The sequence below is a fragment of the Cobetia marina genome (assembly GCF_001720485.1).
In the GTDB taxonomy this organism is placed as follows: Bacteria; Pseudomonadota; Gammaproteobacteria; order Pseudomonadales; family Halomonadaceae; genus Cobetia; species Cobetia marina.
Map to the genome: position 1 here is coordinate 3075066 of NZ_CP017114.1, position 17890 is coordinate 3092955.

At 65.5% G+C, this 17890-nt stretch carries 16 protein-coding genes; 2 read left to right on the top strand and 14 right to left on the bottom strand.

What is annotated here, in order from left to right; translation table 11 throughout:
• Nucleotides 1-130 precede the first annotated feature (130 nt).
• From BFX80_RS12925 to BFX80_RS12955, 7 genes are all read right to left on the bottom strand, one after another.
• Nucleotides 131-898, bottom strand: coding sequence for an energy transducer TonB (locus BFX80_RS12925; RefSeq protein ID WP_084209123.1), 768 nt, complete (start codon nucleotides 896-898; stop codon nucleotides 131-133).
• 1 nt (nucleotide 899) lies between these two features.
• Nucleotides 900-1298 (bottom strand): ExbD/TolR family protein, encoded by a 399-nt coding sequence (locus BFX80_RS12930; RefSeq protein WP_077372126.1) that lies wholly within the window; start codon nucleotides 1296-1298, stop codon nucleotides 900-902.
• The gene (locus BFX80_RS12935; RefSeq protein WP_084209124.1) at nucleotides 1291-1926 is read right to left on the bottom strand and encodes a MotA/TolQ/ExbB proton channel family protein; all 636 of its coding nucleotides are present in this window, start codon (nucleotides 1924-1926) and stop codon (nucleotides 1291-1293) included. The genes BFX80_RS12930 and BFX80_RS12935 overlap by 8 nt, the downstream gene beginning before the upstream one ends.
• Nucleotides 1919-3385, bottom strand: a complete 1467-nt coding sequence (locus BFX80_RS12940) for a MotA/TolQ/ExbB proton channel family protein (protein WP_240499573.1) — start codon at nucleotides 3383-3385, stop codon at nucleotides 1919-1921. The genes BFX80_RS12935 and BFX80_RS12940 overlap by 8 nt, the downstream gene beginning before the upstream one ends.
• A complete protein-coding gene (locus BFX80_RS12945) occupies nucleotides 3385-4251 on the bottom strand; it encodes a DUF3450 domain-containing protein (RefSeq protein ID WP_167593047.1) in 867 nt (288 codons plus the stop codon). Before BFX80_RS12945 ends, BFX80_RS12940 begins: the two co-directional genes overlap by 1 nt.
• 365 nt (nucleotides 4252-4616) lie before the next feature.
• The gene (locus BFX80_RS12950; protein ID WP_084209126.1) at nucleotides 4617-5543 is read right to left on the bottom strand and encodes an electron transfer flavoprotein subunit alpha/FixB family protein; all 927 of its coding nucleotides are present in this window, start codon (nucleotides 5541-5543) and stop codon (nucleotides 4617-4619) included.
• Entirely contained in the window at nucleotides 5540-6292 is a 753-nt protein-coding gene (locus tag BFX80_RS12955; RefSeq protein WP_084209127.1) for an electron transfer flavoprotein subunit beta/FixA family protein, read from the bottom strand. Before BFX80_RS12955 ends, BFX80_RS12950 begins: the two co-directional genes overlap by 4 nt.
• A 620-nt stretch (nucleotides 6293-6912) precedes the next feature.
• Between BFX80_RS12955 and BFX80_RS12960 the strand changes: the two genes are divergently transcribed.
• Nucleotides 6913-8556 carry an electron transfer flavoprotein-ubiquinone oxidoreductase gene (locus BFX80_RS12960; RefSeq protein ID WP_084209128.1) on the top strand — a complete coding sequence of 548 codons (1644 nt, stop codon included), beginning with the start codon at nucleotides 6913-6915 and terminating at the stop codon, nucleotides 8554-8556.
• Between the two features lie 303 nt (nucleotides 8557-8859).
• Entirely contained in the window at nucleotides 8860-10095 is a 1236-nt protein-coding gene (locus BFX80_RS12965) for a dicarboxylate/amino acid:cation symporter (protein ID WP_084209129.1), read from the top strand.
• Nucleotides 10096-10196: 101 nt separating this feature from the next.
• On the opposite strand, the gene BFX80_RS12970 is transcribed toward BFX80_RS12965, so the two are convergent.
• From BFX80_RS12970 to tmk, 7 genes are all read right to left on the bottom strand, one after another.
• Nucleotides 10197-11138 carry a sulfurtransferase gene (locus BFX80_RS12970; protein ID WP_084209130.1) on the bottom strand — a complete coding sequence of 314 codons (942 nt, stop codon included), beginning with the start codon at nucleotides 11136-11138 and terminating at the stop codon, nucleotides 10197-10199.
• Between the two features lie 98 nt (nucleotides 11139-11236).
• Nucleotides 11237-13807, bottom strand: a complete 2571-nt coding sequence (locus tag BFX80_RS12975; protein WP_084209784.1) for an ATP-dependent helicase — start codon at nucleotides 13805-13807, stop codon at nucleotides 11237-11239.
• Nucleotides 13808-13902: 95 nt separating this feature from the next.
• Nucleotides 13903-14553, bottom strand: a complete 651-nt coding sequence (locus tag BFX80_RS12980; protein WP_084209131.1) for a DUF1285 domain-containing protein — start codon at nucleotides 14551-14553, stop codon at nucleotides 13903-13905.
• 43 nt (nucleotides 14554-14596) lie between these two features.
• Nucleotides 14597-15433 carry a TatD family hydrolase gene (locus BFX80_RS12985; RefSeq protein ID WP_084209132.1) on the bottom strand — a complete coding sequence of 279 codons (837 nt, stop codon included), beginning with the start codon at nucleotides 15431-15433 and terminating at the stop codon, nucleotides 14597-14599.
• Between the two features lie 106 nt (nucleotides 15434-15539).
• Nucleotides 15540-15890, bottom strand: coding sequence for a PilZ domain-containing protein (locus tag BFX80_RS12990; protein ID WP_077372097.1), 351 nt, complete (start codon nucleotides 15888-15890; stop codon nucleotides 15540-15542).
• A 173-nt stretch (nucleotides 15891-16063) separates the two neighbouring features.
• Nucleotides 16064-17092, bottom strand: a complete 1029-nt coding sequence (locus tag BFX80_RS12995) for a DNA polymerase III subunit delta' (RefSeq protein WP_077372094.1) — start codon at nucleotides 17090-17092, stop codon at nucleotides 16064-16066.
• Nucleotides 17089-17760: a dTMP kinase gene (tmk, locus tag BFX80_RS13000; RefSeq protein ID WP_084209133.1), complete on the bottom strand. Its 672-nt coding sequence runs from the start codon at nucleotides 17758-17760 to the stop codon at nucleotides 17089-17091. Before tmk ends, BFX80_RS12995 begins: the two co-directional genes overlap by 4 nt.
• Between the last annotated feature and the right edge of the window lie 130 nt (nucleotides 17761-17890).

Sequence of the window (17890 nt, forward strand, 5' to 3'; positions counted from 1 at the left end):
ACTCAAGTACGTCTCAGATACGCCTCAGGCGTCATGCCTGCCATCTGCTTGCAACACCAGCTCTCTTCTACACCAGATTCGCGGCGAAGACATGAATGACAGGTACCGCTTTGCATGCGCCCGGGTTGCCTCAACGCAACTGGAACTCAAGCCGTTGACGCGCCTGACGCGCTGTCTGGGCCGCCGGGAACTCCCAGCGCGCGATAGCCTTCATCGCGGCGCGATCAAAGACACCGGAAGGCTCTGCACGCACCACCCTCAGCGAACTGCCATCGACATTGCCATCCGGACGAATCACGAAGGCCACCTCGACGAAGCCCTCGATGCCACGCCGGCGTGCACGACTGGGGTACTCAGGCGCCGTGCGCAGCGTCGGGCGGGGCGAGCCCCCTTGCGCCGCGGGTGCCGGGGTCGACTTGGCCTCCGATCGAGAAGCACTGGCGGTGGCCTGGGCACTGGACTGGGCTGACGCCTGGGAGGCGGGTGCCGGGGCCGGCTTCGGCGTTGGCTTGGGTTTCGGATCCGGTGTCGGTCTCGGCGGACGCTTCACCTCCAGTGGCGGCAGGCTGTCATCCAGCGTCAGCTCCGGCGTTGGCGGCAGTGGTGTCTTGACCTCAGGGATCGCCACCGTGCTTGTCACCTCTGGTGACGGCATCGGTGCCGCTTTAGGCGGCGGCGGTGGCTCGGCCGGTGGTGTCGGCAAGGCCTCTGCCGGCGCCGCTTCAGGGGCGGGTGCCTCTTCAGGCGCCTGAACGGTCGAGACCGACAGCGGCTCAGGCGCCGGCGCATCGTTCACCGGCGGCGCCACCAGCAGTGCCAGGGCATAGAACAGGGCCAGCGCCAGCAGGGCTCCGCCCAGCAATCCGATCAGTCGATTGGCATACAGACGTCGCGTCATGTCATTCGCCTTTCGATGCCGCGACCGCGATGTCCTGCACTCCCGCACTGCGCAGCGCATCCATCGTCTCCACCAGCAGCCCGGTCCGCGATTGACGATCCGCCTGGATCACCACCGGCTGGCCGTCGGCCAGCTCCGCCACCGCGTCCCCGACACGGTGGGCGTCCACCGGCTTGCCATCGACCCATACCGCGCCCTCGGCGGTGATCGCCACCATCACGGCCGCATCCGGACGTGCCGTGGCATGCGAGGCCTCGGGGCGCTGGATCTCGACCCCCGACTCCTTGACGAAGCTGGTGGTGACGATGAAGAAGATCAGCATGATGAAGACGACATCCAGCATTGGCGTCAGGTTGATCTCGCCGCTGTCTTCCGCGGCTTCCATGCGACGTCTACGCATGCGGTGTCTCGCTTGTATCAGAGGAATCGGAGTCAGGCGCGGTGGACATGCCGCCAGGTACCTTGCCCTTGCGGGCATCATCCACGGCGCGCGCCAGGCGGTCGTGCAGGCGTTGGTCCTCACGACGCACGACACGCTCGAAACGGGTCACGAACAACAGTCCCACCACCGCCACCGCCATGCCGGCCAGGGTCGGCAAGGTGGCACGGGCCACGCCATCGGCCATCGCTCGCGCCTGGCCGGTACCGGCGATCGCCAGGGAATCGAAGACGTGAATCATGCCGGTCACGGTGCCCAAAAGGCCCGCCAGCGGGCAGATCATCACCAGCAGCTTGAGCCACGGCAACGGCGCGCGCAGGCGTGACAGCAGCTCACGGGTCAGTACCTCGCGGTGAGTGAGCGCCGACCAGCTGTGGTGCTCGCTGCGCGCCACCCAGTCGTGGATCAACTGGCGGCGTGCCGGCCGATGCACCAGCCGCCAGTAAAGGCCGCGCTCCAGCGCCAGACCGAACAGCAGCATGGCGATCAGGCAGATCACCACGATCAGAGGCCCGCCGCTATCCACCAGCCGCATGACCGGTGCCAGCGCACCGGGCAACAGGGAAGAAGAGGCCAGCGACTCAGGCATGCTCGGTTTCCCGCGTGCGGGCATTGGCCGTCGCCGCGGCGGCGGGCGCACGACGCTCGAGGTGATCCGCCAGACGCGCACTGGCACGCCCTTCCAGGCGCCCCATCAGCCCCTTCGACAGGCTCGACATACCGGTCTGCGCGAACAGCAGCGGCACGGCGGTGATCAGACCCAGCACGGTGGTCACCAATGCCTGGGAGATGCCGCCGGCCATCAATTTCGGATCGCCGGTACCGAAGACGGTGATCGACTGGAAGGTGCCGATCATGCCGGTCACGGTGCCCAGCAGACCCAGCAGCGGCGCGATGGCCGCCAGCAACTTGACCAGTGCCTGACCACGTTCCAGCTTCGGTTGCTCGGCGAGCAGCGCCTCATCGAGACGCGCTTCCAGCGCTTCCGGCTCATGATCATGACGCATGCCTTCAAAGCGGGTCAGCACGCGGCCCAGCGGGTTGTCATCCTTGAGCTGGGTCAGATCCGCTTCCTGACGCTTGACCGCGCGCCGCGTGGCCGTCAGGCGCACCAGCTGGATCAGCGCGATGATCAGCCCCAGCACGCCAAGCCCGACGATCACGTAACCGACCGCCCCGCCCTGCTTGAGTCGCTCGGTCAGCCCCGGCGCACGTGACAGGGCGCGGGTGACATCACCCCCGGTGGGATCGAAATCGAGTCGATCGGTATCGCCGGCATTGAACGCCGCCAGCTGATCACGCATGGTCGCCGGTGTCTTGCCGGCAAGGCCGAGACTTTCCAGTGCGCTTGCACCATCCACGGCCTTGTCATCGGACAACGGTGAGAGCAGCAGATCGCCACTGAAGGCCATCTGCTCGCCGACACGCACGATCTCACGTGGCTTGATGCTGCCATCGGCACCGGCCAGCGGTGCCTTGAAACGCAGCGCACGGCCACTTTCGCGGGCGATGCTGCCGATGTCGGCCGTCAGGGCCGCGAGTCGCTCACGACCGGGCACTTCATCCCGCGGACCAAGGTCCGGCAGTCGGGCCTGCCCACCGGCCAGCAACCAGTTGCCGGCCACCCCTTCACGGACTTCCCGCGCATGCTTGCGCGCCACCGTGAAGACCTGGCCGAGATCCCCCTGCTGCGCCTGGCGCTCGTCATCCAGACCACTGAGGGTCGCCTGCTGCTGCTTCGCTTCGGCTTCAAGGGTCTCGCGCTTCTCGCGCAGGCTGTCACGTTGCGCCTCGGCCTTGGCCACGGCCGCCTTGAGCGCGTCACTGTCCGACAGCAACGTCTCCAGGCGTGTCTGATCACGACCTTCCGCCTGACTGGCCGCCTGCTCGAACTGCTCGACGCTCAGTGCCTGTGCCGCGGAGCCGGTCACGGCATGTGCCGGCAGCGCGCTCATGCCGAGCACGCCCAGCAGGCTCACGCCGAGCCACCCGCGCTTGAGCGCGCCAGACATCGACAGTCGCGGGAATGTCTTGTGCATCATGGACATCAGCTGGACTCCTGCGCGGACGGGGTAGACGAAGCGGCATTGGAGACAGCCTGACGAGAGGCGTCGAGCTCCACGTTTTCCACCGGGACGGACAGCGGCAAGGTGAGCAGTGACGGTGCCTGCTGGTCACGCGCCATGCTGATTCCCTGGCGCAGCTCGCTCAGCGCACTGTCATCCAGTACCTGCCAGCTGTCATTCTGCGTCTTCCATGCCCCGCCGTGCTGGCCATCCAGCGTCAGGTAATAAAGCCCCACGCGACCGACACGCAGATACTGCACCTCGGTGTCCTCCGCACCGATCAGCCCCGCACGCCAGGTATCCAGGCCCTGGCCGTAGCTCAGCTCCTGCTGCCAGGCATTGAGCAGCTGATCGAGGCGCTCGTCATTGGTGAGACTGGCGTTGGACAGGTTGTCGCGCAGCCGTGCGACACGCGCCAGACGCTCTTCCTTCAGGAAGGGCAGGTCCTGCTCGATGAACGCTTCCAGCTCATTGACCTGCTCACGCAGCAGGCCCGGCAAGGACTCGCGGGTGGCCTCGAGATTCTCGAGCGCCGTGCGCTGACGCTCGATTCGCGCGGCACGGTCGGCATTGAGCGGGGTCAGTTCCGCGGTATAGCTTTCCAGACGCGCCGCTTCCTGACGCGCCTCGCGCAGCCTCACCAGCAATTCGCGGGTCTCGTCGTCAGCCGCGTCGATGCGCGACTGCAACTCCCCCTGGGTCTGCTGATGACTCGCCGCACTGTCACGCAGCGTCTGTGCATGAACCGGCAGACTCGTGGCACACAGAGGCACCATCAGCGCCAGCGCGGGCAGCATGCCGCCAAACGCGCGCGCCCTCGGGAAAGAGAAAGAAGTGGAACGCCGCACGGACATCTCCTGAAGAACAAGACTGGGTTGCATCCTCGGTCACTGGCCATGCTGCCAGAGAATCGCGAGTGGAAATGCAAATCACTGGCAGGGACGGTATTACAAACAAGAACAATTATCAATTGATCTCGATCCGCACTCGCCTCCATCTCTGCAATGCCGCGTTGCAGGCTTTCCCCTCGCGTGCCGACGCTCACGCAGAGCCTGTCAGATGTCATGCTCTCGGGATGCCATGCAGGCAGACGCCATGACGTGAGGATGTCTGATCCGGGCACAAAAAAAACGCGACCCGCCGAAGCGGGTCGCGTTTTCTGCTCATCTCCGGTCCGGGTGTCCGGCGCCGGATGAGAGGTCAGCGCACTGTCTTACAGCTTGCCTTCCAGCTCCGGCAGCACCTCGAACAGATCACCGACCAGACCGTAGTCGGCAACCTGGAAGATCGGCGCCTCATCATCCTTGTTGATCGCGACGATGACCTTGGAGTCCTTCATGCCCGCCAGGTGCTGGATCGCACCGGAGATGCCGACGGCAATGTACAGGTCCGGGGCAACGATCTTGCCGGTCTGACCGACCTGCATGTCGTTGGGCACGAAACCGGCATCCACGGCGGCACGTGAGGCACCGATGGCGGCGCCCAGCTTGTCGGCGATGCCGTCGAGCAGAGCGAAGTTCTCACCGTTGCCCATGCCGCGGCCACCGGAGATCACCACCTTGGCAGCACCCAGCTCCGGACGCTCGCTCTCGGCCAGCGTCTCGTTGACGAAGCTGGAGACACCGGCATCCTCGACGACATCCACCGCCTCGATGGCCGCCTGGCCGTCAGCCGCCACCGGGTCGAAGCCGGTGGCACGCACGGTGATCACCTTCAGAACGTCGTCACTCTTGACGGTCGCGATGGCGTTGCCGGCATAGATCGGACGCAGGAAGGTATCGGCACTCTCGACCGCGATGATCTCGGAAATCTGTGCGACGTCCTTCAGCGCTGCCACGCGCGGCATGAAATTCTTGGCCGTGGTGGAAGCACCGGACAGCACATGGCTGTAGTCGTCCGCCAGCGCCACGACCAGTGCCGAGACATTCTCCGCCAGCTGATGGGCGTAGACCGCGTTGTCCGCCACGCGCACACGCTTGACGCCGGCAAGCTTCGCGGCCTGCTCGGCAACGCTCCCGACACCTTCCCCCGCGACGAGAACATCGATATCGCCACCGATGGCGCTGGCAGCCGCTACCACACTGGCAGTGGTACCTGTCAGCTGGCCATCGTGATGATCGGCAATGACGAGAATGCTCATGAGATCACCTTTGCTTCATTCTTGAGTTTGTCCACCAGCTCATCGACGGAGCCGACCTTGACGCCACCCTGGCGCTCGGCCGGCGGCGTCACCTTGACCAGCGTGACCTTCGAGGCCGTGGAGACACCCAGCTCTTCTGGCGTCTTGAGGTCCAGCGGCTTCTTCTTGGCCTTCATGATGTCCGGAAGCTTGGCGTAGCGCGGCTCGTTGAGGCGCAGGTCCGTGGTGACCACCGCCGGCAGGCTGAGCTTGACGGTCTGCAGACCCCCGTCGATCTCACGAGTGACGTTGACGCTCTCGCCGTCGACCACCACCTCGGAGGCGAAGGTGCCCTGCCCCATGCCGGTGAGCGCCGCCAGCATCTGGCCGGTCTGGTTGTTGTCGGCATCGATGGACTGCTTGCCGAGAATCACCAGGCCAGGCTGCTCTTCCTCGACCACCTTGGCCAGCAGCTTGGCCACTGCCAGAGAGTCGACGGCGTCATCGGTCATCACCTGCACGGCGCGATCTGCCCCCAGCGCCAGCGCGGTACGCAGCTGTTCCTGGGCGGCCTTCGGCCCGATGGTCACGGCCACGACCTCGGTCGCCACGCCTTTTTCCTTCAGGCGTACCGCTTCTTCCACGGCAATCTCGCAGAAGGGGTTCATGGCCATCTTGACGTTGGTCAGATCCACGTCAGACTGATCCGCCTTGACGCGAATCTTGACGTTGTAATCGATGACGCGTTTCACCGCGACGAGTACTTTCATGGTGTCCTCGCTGATCTCTCATGGAGCGAGAGGCTGCTCGAGGCGCCCCCGCTCGATTCATGCAAGCGTTTGATAGGTGAATATCATCCAAAATAGGTCGTGCTGACAAGCACCGCGTCACGGCACCCCATCCCACGACCCGAAGGCATGCTGCCTGCTGCTGGCGAACGCTGCTCGCCGGCCGTTGACAACCGGCCCTGATGGCAACGGATCATCATTCTCATGGGGGCATCTTGCGCAGAATTGGGGGTCGGGGTCAAACCGGAAAGCCACCATCCGGGTGCCCGGACATGAAACCCGTCAGGCGATATCCTGCAACACGCCGTGTGGCTATTACGTCAGACCCAAGCATAATAAACAAACGGTCGTTTTAAATGCTACTGTTGCGGCATGCTATGCGGCTGCCTTGCGCATGACAGCTCGCCACGACGGGATGGGAGCCATATCCTTCACTGTCGATACGACGAGCACAGCATCGTTTTTTGCTTTGGCGAGCCACCGCCCTGACGCGCGCCGCCGAAGATCAATAGCCCTGCGATCAGCAACGACTGATCGTGATACGCCCACCCCGCCGGATCCGCGGGGCCTGATACAGGGCATCAAGATTGAGGAGACGGGTCATGGAACGCGAATTCATGGATTTCGACGTCGTCATCGTCGGTGCCGGGCCTTCCGGCCTGTCGGCGGCCTGTCGACTGATGCAGCAGGCCAATGAGGCGGAGCACGAACTGACGGTCTGCGTGGTCGAGAAAGGCTCTGAAGTCGGCGCCCATATCCTGTCAGGCGCAGTGCTGGAGCCACGCGCACTCACCGAACTCTTCCCCGACTGGGCCGAGCGCGGCGCGCCGCTCAATACCGCCGTGACCCGTGATGAAGTCGTGCTGCTCAAGGATGACCAGAAGGCACAGGTCATCCCCAATGCACTGGTTCCCAAGACCATGCACAACGATGGCAACTACATCATCAGCGCCGGCAACCTGACCCGCTGGCTGGGCGAGCAGGCAGAGGAACTGGGCGTCGAGATCTTCCCGGGCTTCGCCGCTCAGGAAGTGCTGCATGGCGAGGATGGCACGGTGCGCGGCATCGTGGTCGGCGACATGGGCGTGGCCGCCGATGGCAGTGAAAAGGATGGCCACATGCCGGGCATGGAATTGCGCGGCAAGTACACCCTGTTCGCCGAGGGCTGCCGCGGACATCTGGGCAAGCAGCTGATCTCGCGCTTCTCTCTCGACAAGGGCGCCGATGCCCAACATTACGGCATCGGCCTCAAGGAGCTGTGGGATGTCCCGGCCGAGCAGCATCAGCCGGGGCTGGTAGTCCACGGCAGTGGCTGGCCGCTCAAGGGCAACGCCGAAGGTGGCTTCTTCCTCTATCACACCGATGACCAGCAGGTGGTGGTCGGGCTGATCGTCGATCTCGCCTACGACAATCCGTACCTGTCACCCTTCGATGAATTCCAGCGCATGAAGCAGCACCCGACCCTGGCTCGGCACCTCGAAGGCGGCAAGCGGGTCTCCTACGGGGCGCGCGCCATCGCCAAGGGCGGCCTCAACTGCCTGCCGAAGATGAGCTTCCCGGGTGGCCTGCTGATCGGCTGTGACGCCGGTACGCTCAACTTCGCCAAGATCAAGGGCCTGCACACCGCGATGAAGTCCGGCATGCTGGCGGCGGAGAGCGTGTTCGCCGCCATCAAGAGCGGCGATGAGGGTGGCGAGGACCTCGTCGACTTCGGCAAGCGCTTCCAGGACAGCTGGGCCCATGAGGAGCTGGATGCCTCGCGCAGCTTCGGCCCGGCGATGCACAAGTACGGCACCTTCCTCGGTGGCGCCTACAACTTCCTCGACCAGCTGATGGGCGGCCGACTGCCGACCCTGCATGACACCACCCCGGACTACGCGCGCATGCGCCCGGCGGATGAATGCACGAAGATCGAGTATCCCAAGCCGGACGGCAAGCTGTCCTTCGACAAGCTGTCCTCGGTGTTTCTCTCCAACACCAATCACGAGGAAGACCAGCCGTGTCACCTGCGTCTGGCAGACCCGGCGCTACCGGTGCGTGACAACCTGCCGCGCTTCGCTGAGCCGGCCCAGCGCTACTGCCCCGCCGGGGTCTACGAGATCGTCGAGGAAGCCGGTGAGCCGCAGTTCCAGATCAACTTCCAGAACTGCGTGCACTGCAAGACCTGTGACATCAAGGACCCGGCGCAGAACATCACCTGGGTCGCCCCGGAAGGTGGCGGTGGCCCCAACTATCCGAACATGTGACCCATCGCTGCCCGCCAGCTGACAACGCCGCCGTGGCCCTGCCGCGGCGGCGTTGTCGTTTCTGGCCTCCCGTACGGACCTGCTCCGTGGACCGCTGCGCGGTCCGCTTCAGCAGGGAGATGTCGCGCTCTCACGAGGGCGCTTCTTGTGTTATTCCAAAACAGTCTCAAATACTTCATTGATATAACTTTCCATGGATAGCACATTAGCCATCCTTGATTTCACTCACTCCAACGGGGTCAGACGGCGCAGCACCCGAGCGTCGACTCGCCTCTTCCTGACTTCCCTTGCTTCGGAGCCACCATGTCCGTCACTCGTCAGATACTGCTCGCCCTGGGGCTGGGTATCCTCAGCGGCCTTGCCCTGAACGCCGGAGCAGGTGCCTTGCCCGAGGGCAGTGTCGCCTGGCTCGACGCCAACCTGCTGACGCCGGTAGGCCAGATCTTCCTGCGTCTGCTGCAGTTCGTGGTGGTACCGATGGTCTTCGGTGCCCTCATCCTCAGCCTGACCAGTCGCGAAGGCGGTGCCGACGTGGGCCGCCATGCCGGGCGTCTGCTGGGCAGCTACGTGGTCACCAGCGCCGTGGCGCTGACGCTGGGCATGCTGGTCGCTCATTGGCTCAGCCCGGGCAGCGGTGCCGAGAGCCTGGTGGACTCGGCGCCTGAAGGCCGCAACGCCGACAGCATCGCCCAATGGCTGGTGGGCCTGGTGCCCAACAACCCCTTCACGGCGCTGGGTGGCGGCGGCCTGCTGCAGGTCATCTTCGCGGCCGCCTTGATCGGCCTGGCGATGCGTGCCCTGCCGGAAGAAAGCGCGCCGCTGCATCGCGTGATCGAAAGCGGCTACACCGTCAGCCTCAAGGTACTGTCCTTCGTGCTCAAGCTGGCCCCGCTTGGTGTCTTCGCGCTGATCACCTCGGTGATCGCCACCCAGGGGCTGGATCTGCTGATGCGGCTGGGCATGTACGTGATCGGTCTGATCATCGCGCTGGCCTTGATGGCACTGCTCTATCTGGTGCTGCTGGCCGTGACCGGTGCCCGCCCGCTGGCCTTCATGCGCCACTTCGGCCAGAGCCTGGGCTTCGCCTTCGGTACCGCCAGTTCCGGTGCCACCCTGCCGCTGGCGCTGGGCAATGCACGCGACTACGGCATGCAGGAATCCCTGGCCAGCTTCGCGCTGCCCTTCGGTACCGCGCTCAAGCGTGATGGCGCCGCCGTGCTGCAGGGCTTCAATGCGTTGTTCGTGGCGCAGCTGTTCGGTATCGACGTCACGACGTCACTGGTGATCACCGTCTTCACCACCGGTCTGCTGGTCAGCTTTTCCACGGCCGGCGTGCCGGGTGCCGGGCTGGTCGCGATGACCACCGTGCTGGGCGCGGCGGGCCTGCCGCTGGAGGGCGTGGCCGTGGTCGCCGGCGTCGACCGCTTCACCGACGGCCTGCGCACCGCCCTCAACGTGATGGGCAACTGCGCCAACGCCGCCCTGCTGGAGCGCTTCGAGTCGCGCAAGCCCGCCGCGGAGCCCAAGACGCCAGCCTGAGCGCGCACGGAAAGCGCGCCCCACAAACGACAACGCCCGCCAGAGGTTTCTCTGGCGGGCGTTGTCGTTTCGGCAATATCCTTGTCGGGCTTGCCTGAATGCTACCCTTCGCTGGCCTCGCCGGTGGCGACCGGGCGCTCGGCGTCACTGATCCAGTCGCTCCAGGAGCCGGCGTACAGACGCGGCAGCGGCAGTCCCGCGATCGCGAAGGCCAGGATATTCTGACAGGCGCTGATGCCGGAACCGCAATAGGCGATCACGGCGCTGTCATCCGGCAATGTCCGGCGCAGCTCGCGCATCAGGCTCATGCGGTCCTTGAAGCGACCATTGGCCTCGAGATTGCCGGGGGTCGGGCGACACAGGGCGCCGGGGATATGGCCGGCCACCGGGTCGACCGGCTCCTGCTCACCGCGAAAGCGCGCTTCACCCCGGGCATCCAGCAGCACCGCCTGACTGCCCACCACCTCCTCGGCAGTGACCAGCAGGCTGTCGTCAAAGCTCGGCTGCCAGTCACTGGGCTCGGAGGTCACTGGCTGGGAGGGAGCGCGCTTGAGCTCGCCCATGGCCTGATTCCAGGCCTGGATGCCGCCATCCAGAACACGCACATCCGGATGCCCGGCCCAGGTCAGCATCCACCACAGGCGCGCCGCCGCCATCTGGCCGCCCATGTCGTCATAGACCACCACCTGTTGCTCGGGCGTGATGCCGAGACGGCGAAACAGCTCGGCTGTCGCCTGGTGCGACGGCAGTGGATGACGACCGCCCACGCCGTCCTCGCGCACGGGCGCGGAAAGATCACGTTCCATATCGACATGGATGGCCCCTGGCAGGTGCCCTTCACGCCACATCCGCTCGCCCGCCTCGCCATCCTCGAGGCGAGCGCGGCAATCCAGTACCACGGGGGACTTGAGCCCTGCCATCGCCAGCTGGGTCACCAGCTGACTGGCGTCGATCAAGGGTGCCTGCCGCTGGTCCGGGGCCAGCAACGATGAGGTGGAGACGGAGGCTGCCGCCAGTGCGGCAGGATCGGGATACTGGGCCATGGGAACTCCTTTCCAGCGGACGGTGACGCCATGAGGGCATGATGGCCCTCACGTCGATGATTGGCAATCGCGCACCTTGCCACCCTGGGCGTCTGGTCTTACAGAGCGGACAGTGGCGCACGCGAGGCGATCAGGCGTCGCTTGCTGCCATCGGCAAAGCGCACTTCGACCAGCGGATTGGTGTCATTGCCGGACACCTCTTCGATCACGCCCTCGCCAAAGATGTCATGAGCGACACGCTGCCCCACCTTCCAGCCACCGACGCTTTGCAGCACGCCAGACACCTCGCTGCGAGAAGAGGATGACGTGCGGGAATGACGGCCCCCGGAACGAGGCTGACGCCGGCTGGATGCGGCGTCAGCGGTCTTGCCTACGCCACCGGGCTTGCTCTGTTGCTCGGCCCTGGGCCTGGGCGAGGCCTCAAGCGTCGGCGGCGTGATGCCATGACGTACCAACGGCAGGCGCGCCAGATAGGCCTCGCCAAGGGCTGGCGCGCTCACGCGCAGGGTCTCGGTATTTTCAGAGGACGCCTCGCGACTGGGTGCGTCGCCCTCACCGACCTGCTGGCGAGCGAGCTTGGCACGCTTGCCCGCACCGTGAATCCAGTCACCGAGGCGGGAGCAGTCCTCCACGCACAGTTCCGCCAGGAAGCGACTCGGCGCATGGGTCCCGCCATCCCGCCACAGATGCAGCTGTTCACGAGCACGGGTCACGCCGACATAGCACAGACGTCGCTCTTCCTCGAGGCGCTCCGGCGACAGCGGGTTGTCGCGCGAGTAGGCCGGGAAGTCCTCTTCGTTCATGCCCCAGAGGCCTACCAGCGGCCATTCCAGCCCCTTGGCGCCATGGACCGTGGTGATCAGCACGCCATCGGCGGCATCCTCGACCGGATTGCGCAGCAGGTTGACGAAGGCCTCGGGGTCGTTGGCAAGCTCCCCCGCCTGCTCGATCAGTACGTCCAGCAGACGCACGTCCTCCTCGCCCTTGTCCCGTCGGGCCGCGGCCCGTCTCAGCACCTTGTCGGCTTCCAGCTCATCGACCACGTGCCGCAGCAGCCGCGCGGGTGCCCAGTCGCCCAGCGAAGGGAGATCACACAACAGCTTCCAGCGCTTGTGCAGGTTGCGGCGCTGCAGCGGCTTGAGCCCTTCGAGCATCGGGTCTTCCTTGCGCGGCCAGCGCTGGCTGTCGGCCAGTTGCTGACACAGACGCTCGAGGCGCTCGCGCGCGACGAAGGCGGTGGGCTGGGTGAACAGCAACATCAGATGCGCCGGGTCACGCAGCCGCGTGGCGTCACGCGCAAGCTCCAGATAGCCTGCCAGCGCCTGCACCAGTGGCAGGCGGAACACGAAGCGATCGCCCTGCCCGAGACGGAAGGGAATCCCGGCCTTCAGCAACTGCAGCTGCACCGGCACCGACAGCGCCCAGCTGCGCACCAGCACGGCGGCCTCGGCACCGCTGCGCCCGGCGTCCCGCCAGGCGGTCAGCGCCGCGACCAGACTGGCGGCCCCCTGCCCTTCGAACAACCGTGTCGGCGGTGTGCCGGGTGCAGCCAGACACAGCTGATCCGGTCGGCGCGCATTGGCGGCAATGGCGTGATTGGCCGCCAATGCCAGACGATGACCATGGCGAAAGGTGTAACTGAGCGGGAAGTCCAGCGGGGACGGGAAACTCTCGGCGAAACGCGTCAGCATGTAATCAGGGCGGGCGCCACGCCACTCATAGATGCACTGGTTGGCGTCACCTACCGCCATGACTTCTGCCACGGTGCTGGATGATTCGCCGGTGACTGCCGGCGAGGAAGCCGCAGTGGACGGCGCACCGGCCAGCAGCGCCAGCATGCGCTGCTGCGCCTCATTGATGTCCTGATACTCATCGATGATGACGTGCTGCAGATGCCCCTGGATGCGCGCACGGGTCTCCGGCTCTTTCTCCAGCTGACGCAGCGGCCGGTAGAGCAGATCGGCATAGGTCATCTGGCCATGCTGCTCGAGCAGCTGCTCAAGCTGGGCGAAGGACTCGACGAAGTGACCGGTGTGCTCACCAAGGTTCATGCGCTCGTACAGCAGCGTCGGTTCGCACATCTCGGCCTTGACCAGATCACAGAACTGGGCAAGCGCTTCGAGACGCTCACCTTCCAGTGCCGCCTCACGATCGGCGCGGTCGGCATCGCCCAGAGCACGCTGGGCGGCCTGCTTGAGCAGCCGCTCCAACGCCCAGTCCTGCTGGATCAGCTCGCGCGGCGCCAGACACCCCCAGCGCACCAGCGTAGTGGTCAGGCGATGACCGATGGAGTGGAAGGTGCGGACATCCGGCAGGCGCGTACCCGGTGGCGCCGACTGCGCCAGCTTGGCGACGAAGTCCTCGCGCGCCGAGCGGTTGAACATCAGCACCAGAATCCGCTGCGCCGGAATGCCTTCCGCCAGCAGACTCAGCACTCGCGCCACCAGCGTGGTGGTCTTGCCAGACCCTGCCACCGCCGCGACCCGTGCGTGTCGTCCGCGATGTGCCACCACGGCACGCTGCTGATCCGTCAGCCGTTGCGTCAGCTGGCCGACGGCGTGCGCGAGCGGCGAGACCGGTTCCGCACCGCCGGTGGCGACATCATCTGGCGTGACACCGATGGCCTCGACAGGGGTATCAGGCGCGACTGGCGGGAGAGTAGAAGACATGAAGACCTGCAATGGCTGACGAGGGACGGCAAGGATGCCATGCGTCGTTGATGAATACGGTTCAGGCGGCGCTGCCGCGGGCGAGACCGGGTGGCTCAGGTGTCGAGATCTCGGGCACTCAGTACGCCGAGCATCTGCCAGTGGCCGTCGCTCATGAAGCCCAGTGCCTGATCGCCATTGTCCAGCTCGCGCATCTCGGCCTCTTCCAGCAGACGATAGTAGAGATTGCGATGCAGACGAGCGGCGAGTCCGAAGCGCACCGGCGCTTCCGGCAACCACAGGCCATCCGGTGTCTCGCTGAGCGTCAGGCGGGTATCCCCTTCCAGCCGCACGATATCGCCCTGGTCGGTGACCAGCTGCCAGATGTCCGGCTGAGGCTGAGGCTCAGCCTCTCCGGGTGCTGCCTGTCCAGGCTGTGTCTGACCAGGCTGTGTCTGATCAGGTTCAGACTCGACACGGGAGCAATCCACCGCCAGGAAGGGGCGATCCTCGACCTGAATGGTGACCTTCTCCGCCGGCGTGACCAGGCAGTAGCTGCCATCGGGTTCGCGCCGCATGACCCGCGACAGCATGTGCACCAGCCGTGCACGACCGATCGGCGTGCCTTCATGCACCCAGCGACCATCGGCGCGGATGACGAGATCCATCTCGCCGCAGTGCTCCGGGTGCCAGGTCTCCACCGGTGGCAGTGGCCCATCCTTGCCGGCCCTGTCGCCCAATCGAGTGAGAATGGCGGCTGGATTCATGACATTTCCTCCCTGCCTGGCGTGTCACGCTGCCCGTGGGCGCTCATCCGTCGATGAGCATGCCGCTGCTGGCCAGCGCTTCGCGAACGTTGTCCGGGGCTTCCGGCGCGGCGGCGCGGAACAGACGATAGAAGTTGGCGGTGGTCTGCATCGCCAGCTCATCGACGGTGATGCCGCGCTCGGCGGCGATGCATTCGGCGACCTCGACCACGTTGCCCGGCACGTTGGAGGTGCCGCGGTACGGCACCGGCGCCAGGTAGGGGCTGTCGGTCTCGATCAACAGGCGATCCAGCGGGATGGCGCGCGCCAGCTCGCGGACATGCTCGGCATTGCGGAAGGTGACGATCCCGGAGATGGACACCATGAAACCGTGGCCCACCGCGACACGTGCCATGTCCAGATCTTCCGTGAAGCAGTGCAGCACGCCACCCACGGCGGGGTCGGTATGCTCCTTGATCAGCGCCAGGGTGTCCTCGCGGGCTTCACGGGTGTGGATGATGACCGGCAGCTCCAGCTCGCGCGCGGCAATCAGATGACGCGTGAAGCGCTCGTATTGCAGTTCACGGCTGACGCTCTCGTAGTGATAATCGAGGCCGGTCTCGCCGATGGCCACCGCACCGAAGCGCTCGGCACACTTCTTGATGTCCTCGACCGAGGGCTCCGGGTCTACCTGATGCAGCGGATGCACACCGGCGGAAATCACCACATCGTCATGCTGTCGGGCGATGGCCGAGATCTCGGGCACATCGTCCAGCGTGACCGCGATGGCGAGGAATTGATGCACGTGACGGGCGCGTGCGGCGTCCAGCACGGCGTCAAGGCTGCCGCCATGTTCTTCAAGCTTGAGGCGATCAAGGTGGCAATGCGAATCGACAAACATCCGGAAACTCTCAGACTGGGGGCCACGCGAGGCATGGCGAAAACATGAACGACCGACACGCCAGCATGGCGGCACCGGTCGGGGTGACAGGCAGAGCGGGGTCAGCTCATAGCGTATAGGTGGCGTGGCCCTTGCCCAGCATGCCGGCCAGATGGTTCTCGATATGATCACGCACCTGGCGGTCCTCTTCACTGAAGTGGATGCCGATGCCTGCGGTACGGCGACCGCCGACACCCGAGGGGGAGATCCAGACCACGCGACCGGTGACCGGAATGCGCTCGGATTCTTCCGGCAACGTCAGCAGCAGGTAGACCTCCTGCCCCATGGTGTAGCGCTCGGTGGTCGGCACGAAGATACCGCCTCGCACGAGAGTCGACATGTAGGCGGCCAGCAATGTCTTCTGGTCGCGAATCGTCAGCGACAGTGCCTTCTGGCCTTGCTGTGGAGCGGTGTGCATCCTTCACCTCCGGCCGGTGATCCGGCGAATTCAGTCTCGTGGCTCGGCGTCTGCTCTTCTCACGGCGACGCCGAGCAGCGTGAATCTCATGGCGCCTGTCCTGCGGTTCGCGCGGCGCCTGCTGTCAGTCTAGCCCGCGGGACACGTTGAGCGCTGCCTCCTGCTCACGGGCATCACGAACGCAGCAGCGCTGCCCAACGCACCAGCCAGGACTCCAGCACCAGCTGCGGGTTGGGGTTGCCCCCCGCCGCCAGCAGACGGCGCTGCTCACGAGCAAAGTCCAGCAGCTTGAACCAGTCACGGGTGCGGCCATTCTTGACCGCCTGACGCAGCAAGGGCTCAAGACTCGGGTCACGCAGCTGCGCGGTATTGCCAGACAAGCCCATGCGAATCAGATCTTCCAGCCAGGCAATACCGTACCACAGCACCTGCGACAGCGGTTGGCGCTCCAGACGCCAGGCTTCCGCCACCGGCTCTCCCCCGCGCACCAGCGCGTCGAACAGTTCACGCAATGCCTGCCTGAGCTGGCGCTGGTCCGCCTCGCCCAGACGCACCGCCAGCTGCGGCAGGCCTCCTGCCATGCGCAGCAACGATTGGGCATCTTCGCCCAGCTGCTCGCTCAACCACGGCAGACTGTCTTCAGCCGACGGAATCACCAGGGGCCACTGCTGGCAGCGGGAGCGAATGGTCGGCAGCACGCGCGATGGCATGTCACTGAGCAGGATGAACAGGGTGTTGGCGCCGGGCTCCTCGAGACTCTTGAGCAGCGCGTTGGCCGAGGCGATGTTCATCGATTCCGCCGGCTGCAGGCGAATGACACGATAGCCGCCCTGCTGGGCCGTCTGGGCGACGAACCGATTGACGTCGCGGATCGGGTCGATACGGATCATCTTGCCGACGTCCTGAGGTGACACCGCCATCAGGTCAGGATGATGCCCTGCCGCCAGCATGTGGCAACCATGGCAGTCACCGCAGGCGGCAGCGCCGGGTTTGCCCTGTGCGGTGCGACACAGCACACGGGCGATCATCGCATCCGCGAGTTCCTGCTTGCCAAGCCCCGAAGGTCCGCTGAGCATCACCGCGTGCGGCAGGCGACCGCTGTCATGCACGGCGGTGAAGTGCTGCCACAGCGAGTGCTGCCACGGCAGCGGCGAGAAACTCGAGAGTGTCACGCCGTCATCGCTGGATCGCGTTGCGCTCATGCGGTCTCTCCTGCCTGCCAGGCGGCGATGCGGGCCGACAACACGCCGGCGATCTCGGCCTGTACCTCTGCCAGCGACTGATCGGCATTGATGGTGGCAAAGCGCTCGGGGTCTGCATCGCGCCGCTGGTGATAGCCGATTCGCACCGCTTCGAAGAACTGCTCGGCTTCCTGCTCGATGCGATCCGCGCCTTCGCCGGTCTCGGCGCGCCGTGCGGCCAGACGCCCTCGTGCGGCCTCGACCGGCATGTCCAGCAGCAACGTCAGATCCGGCTGCAGCCCTTTCTGCACCAGGGCTTCCAGTGTGGTGATGTCGGCCAGCGGCAAGCCACGCCCGCCGCCCTGATAGGCGAAGGTGGCATCGGTGAAGCGATCACACACCACCCAGGCACCACGTTCCAGCGCCGGGCGAATGGTCGCGGCCAGGTGCTGGGCACGCGCGGCGAACATCAGCAGCAGCTCGGCATCATCGCTCAAGGCCTCCGCGGGGGCCGGGTCCAGCAACAACCGGCGTATGGCTTCCGCCCGCTCACTGCCTCCGGGTTCCCGCGTGCGCACCACCTCGATGCCGTGCGCCTCGAGCTCGGCGACCACGAAGGCGACATTGGTGCTCTTGCCGACACCTTCTCCTCCTTCCAAGGTGATGAAACGCCCCGTCGATGGGCTCACCTCGAGGGGGGGGTGTGGCGAGAAGACGTCGTGCTTGCGGCGCTCGGACGTGAAGACATGAGGTTTCCTGATTCAGACGGCAGATGACTCGCGACGAAGGCCCACGCGGCATGGCGATGATCACCGGACC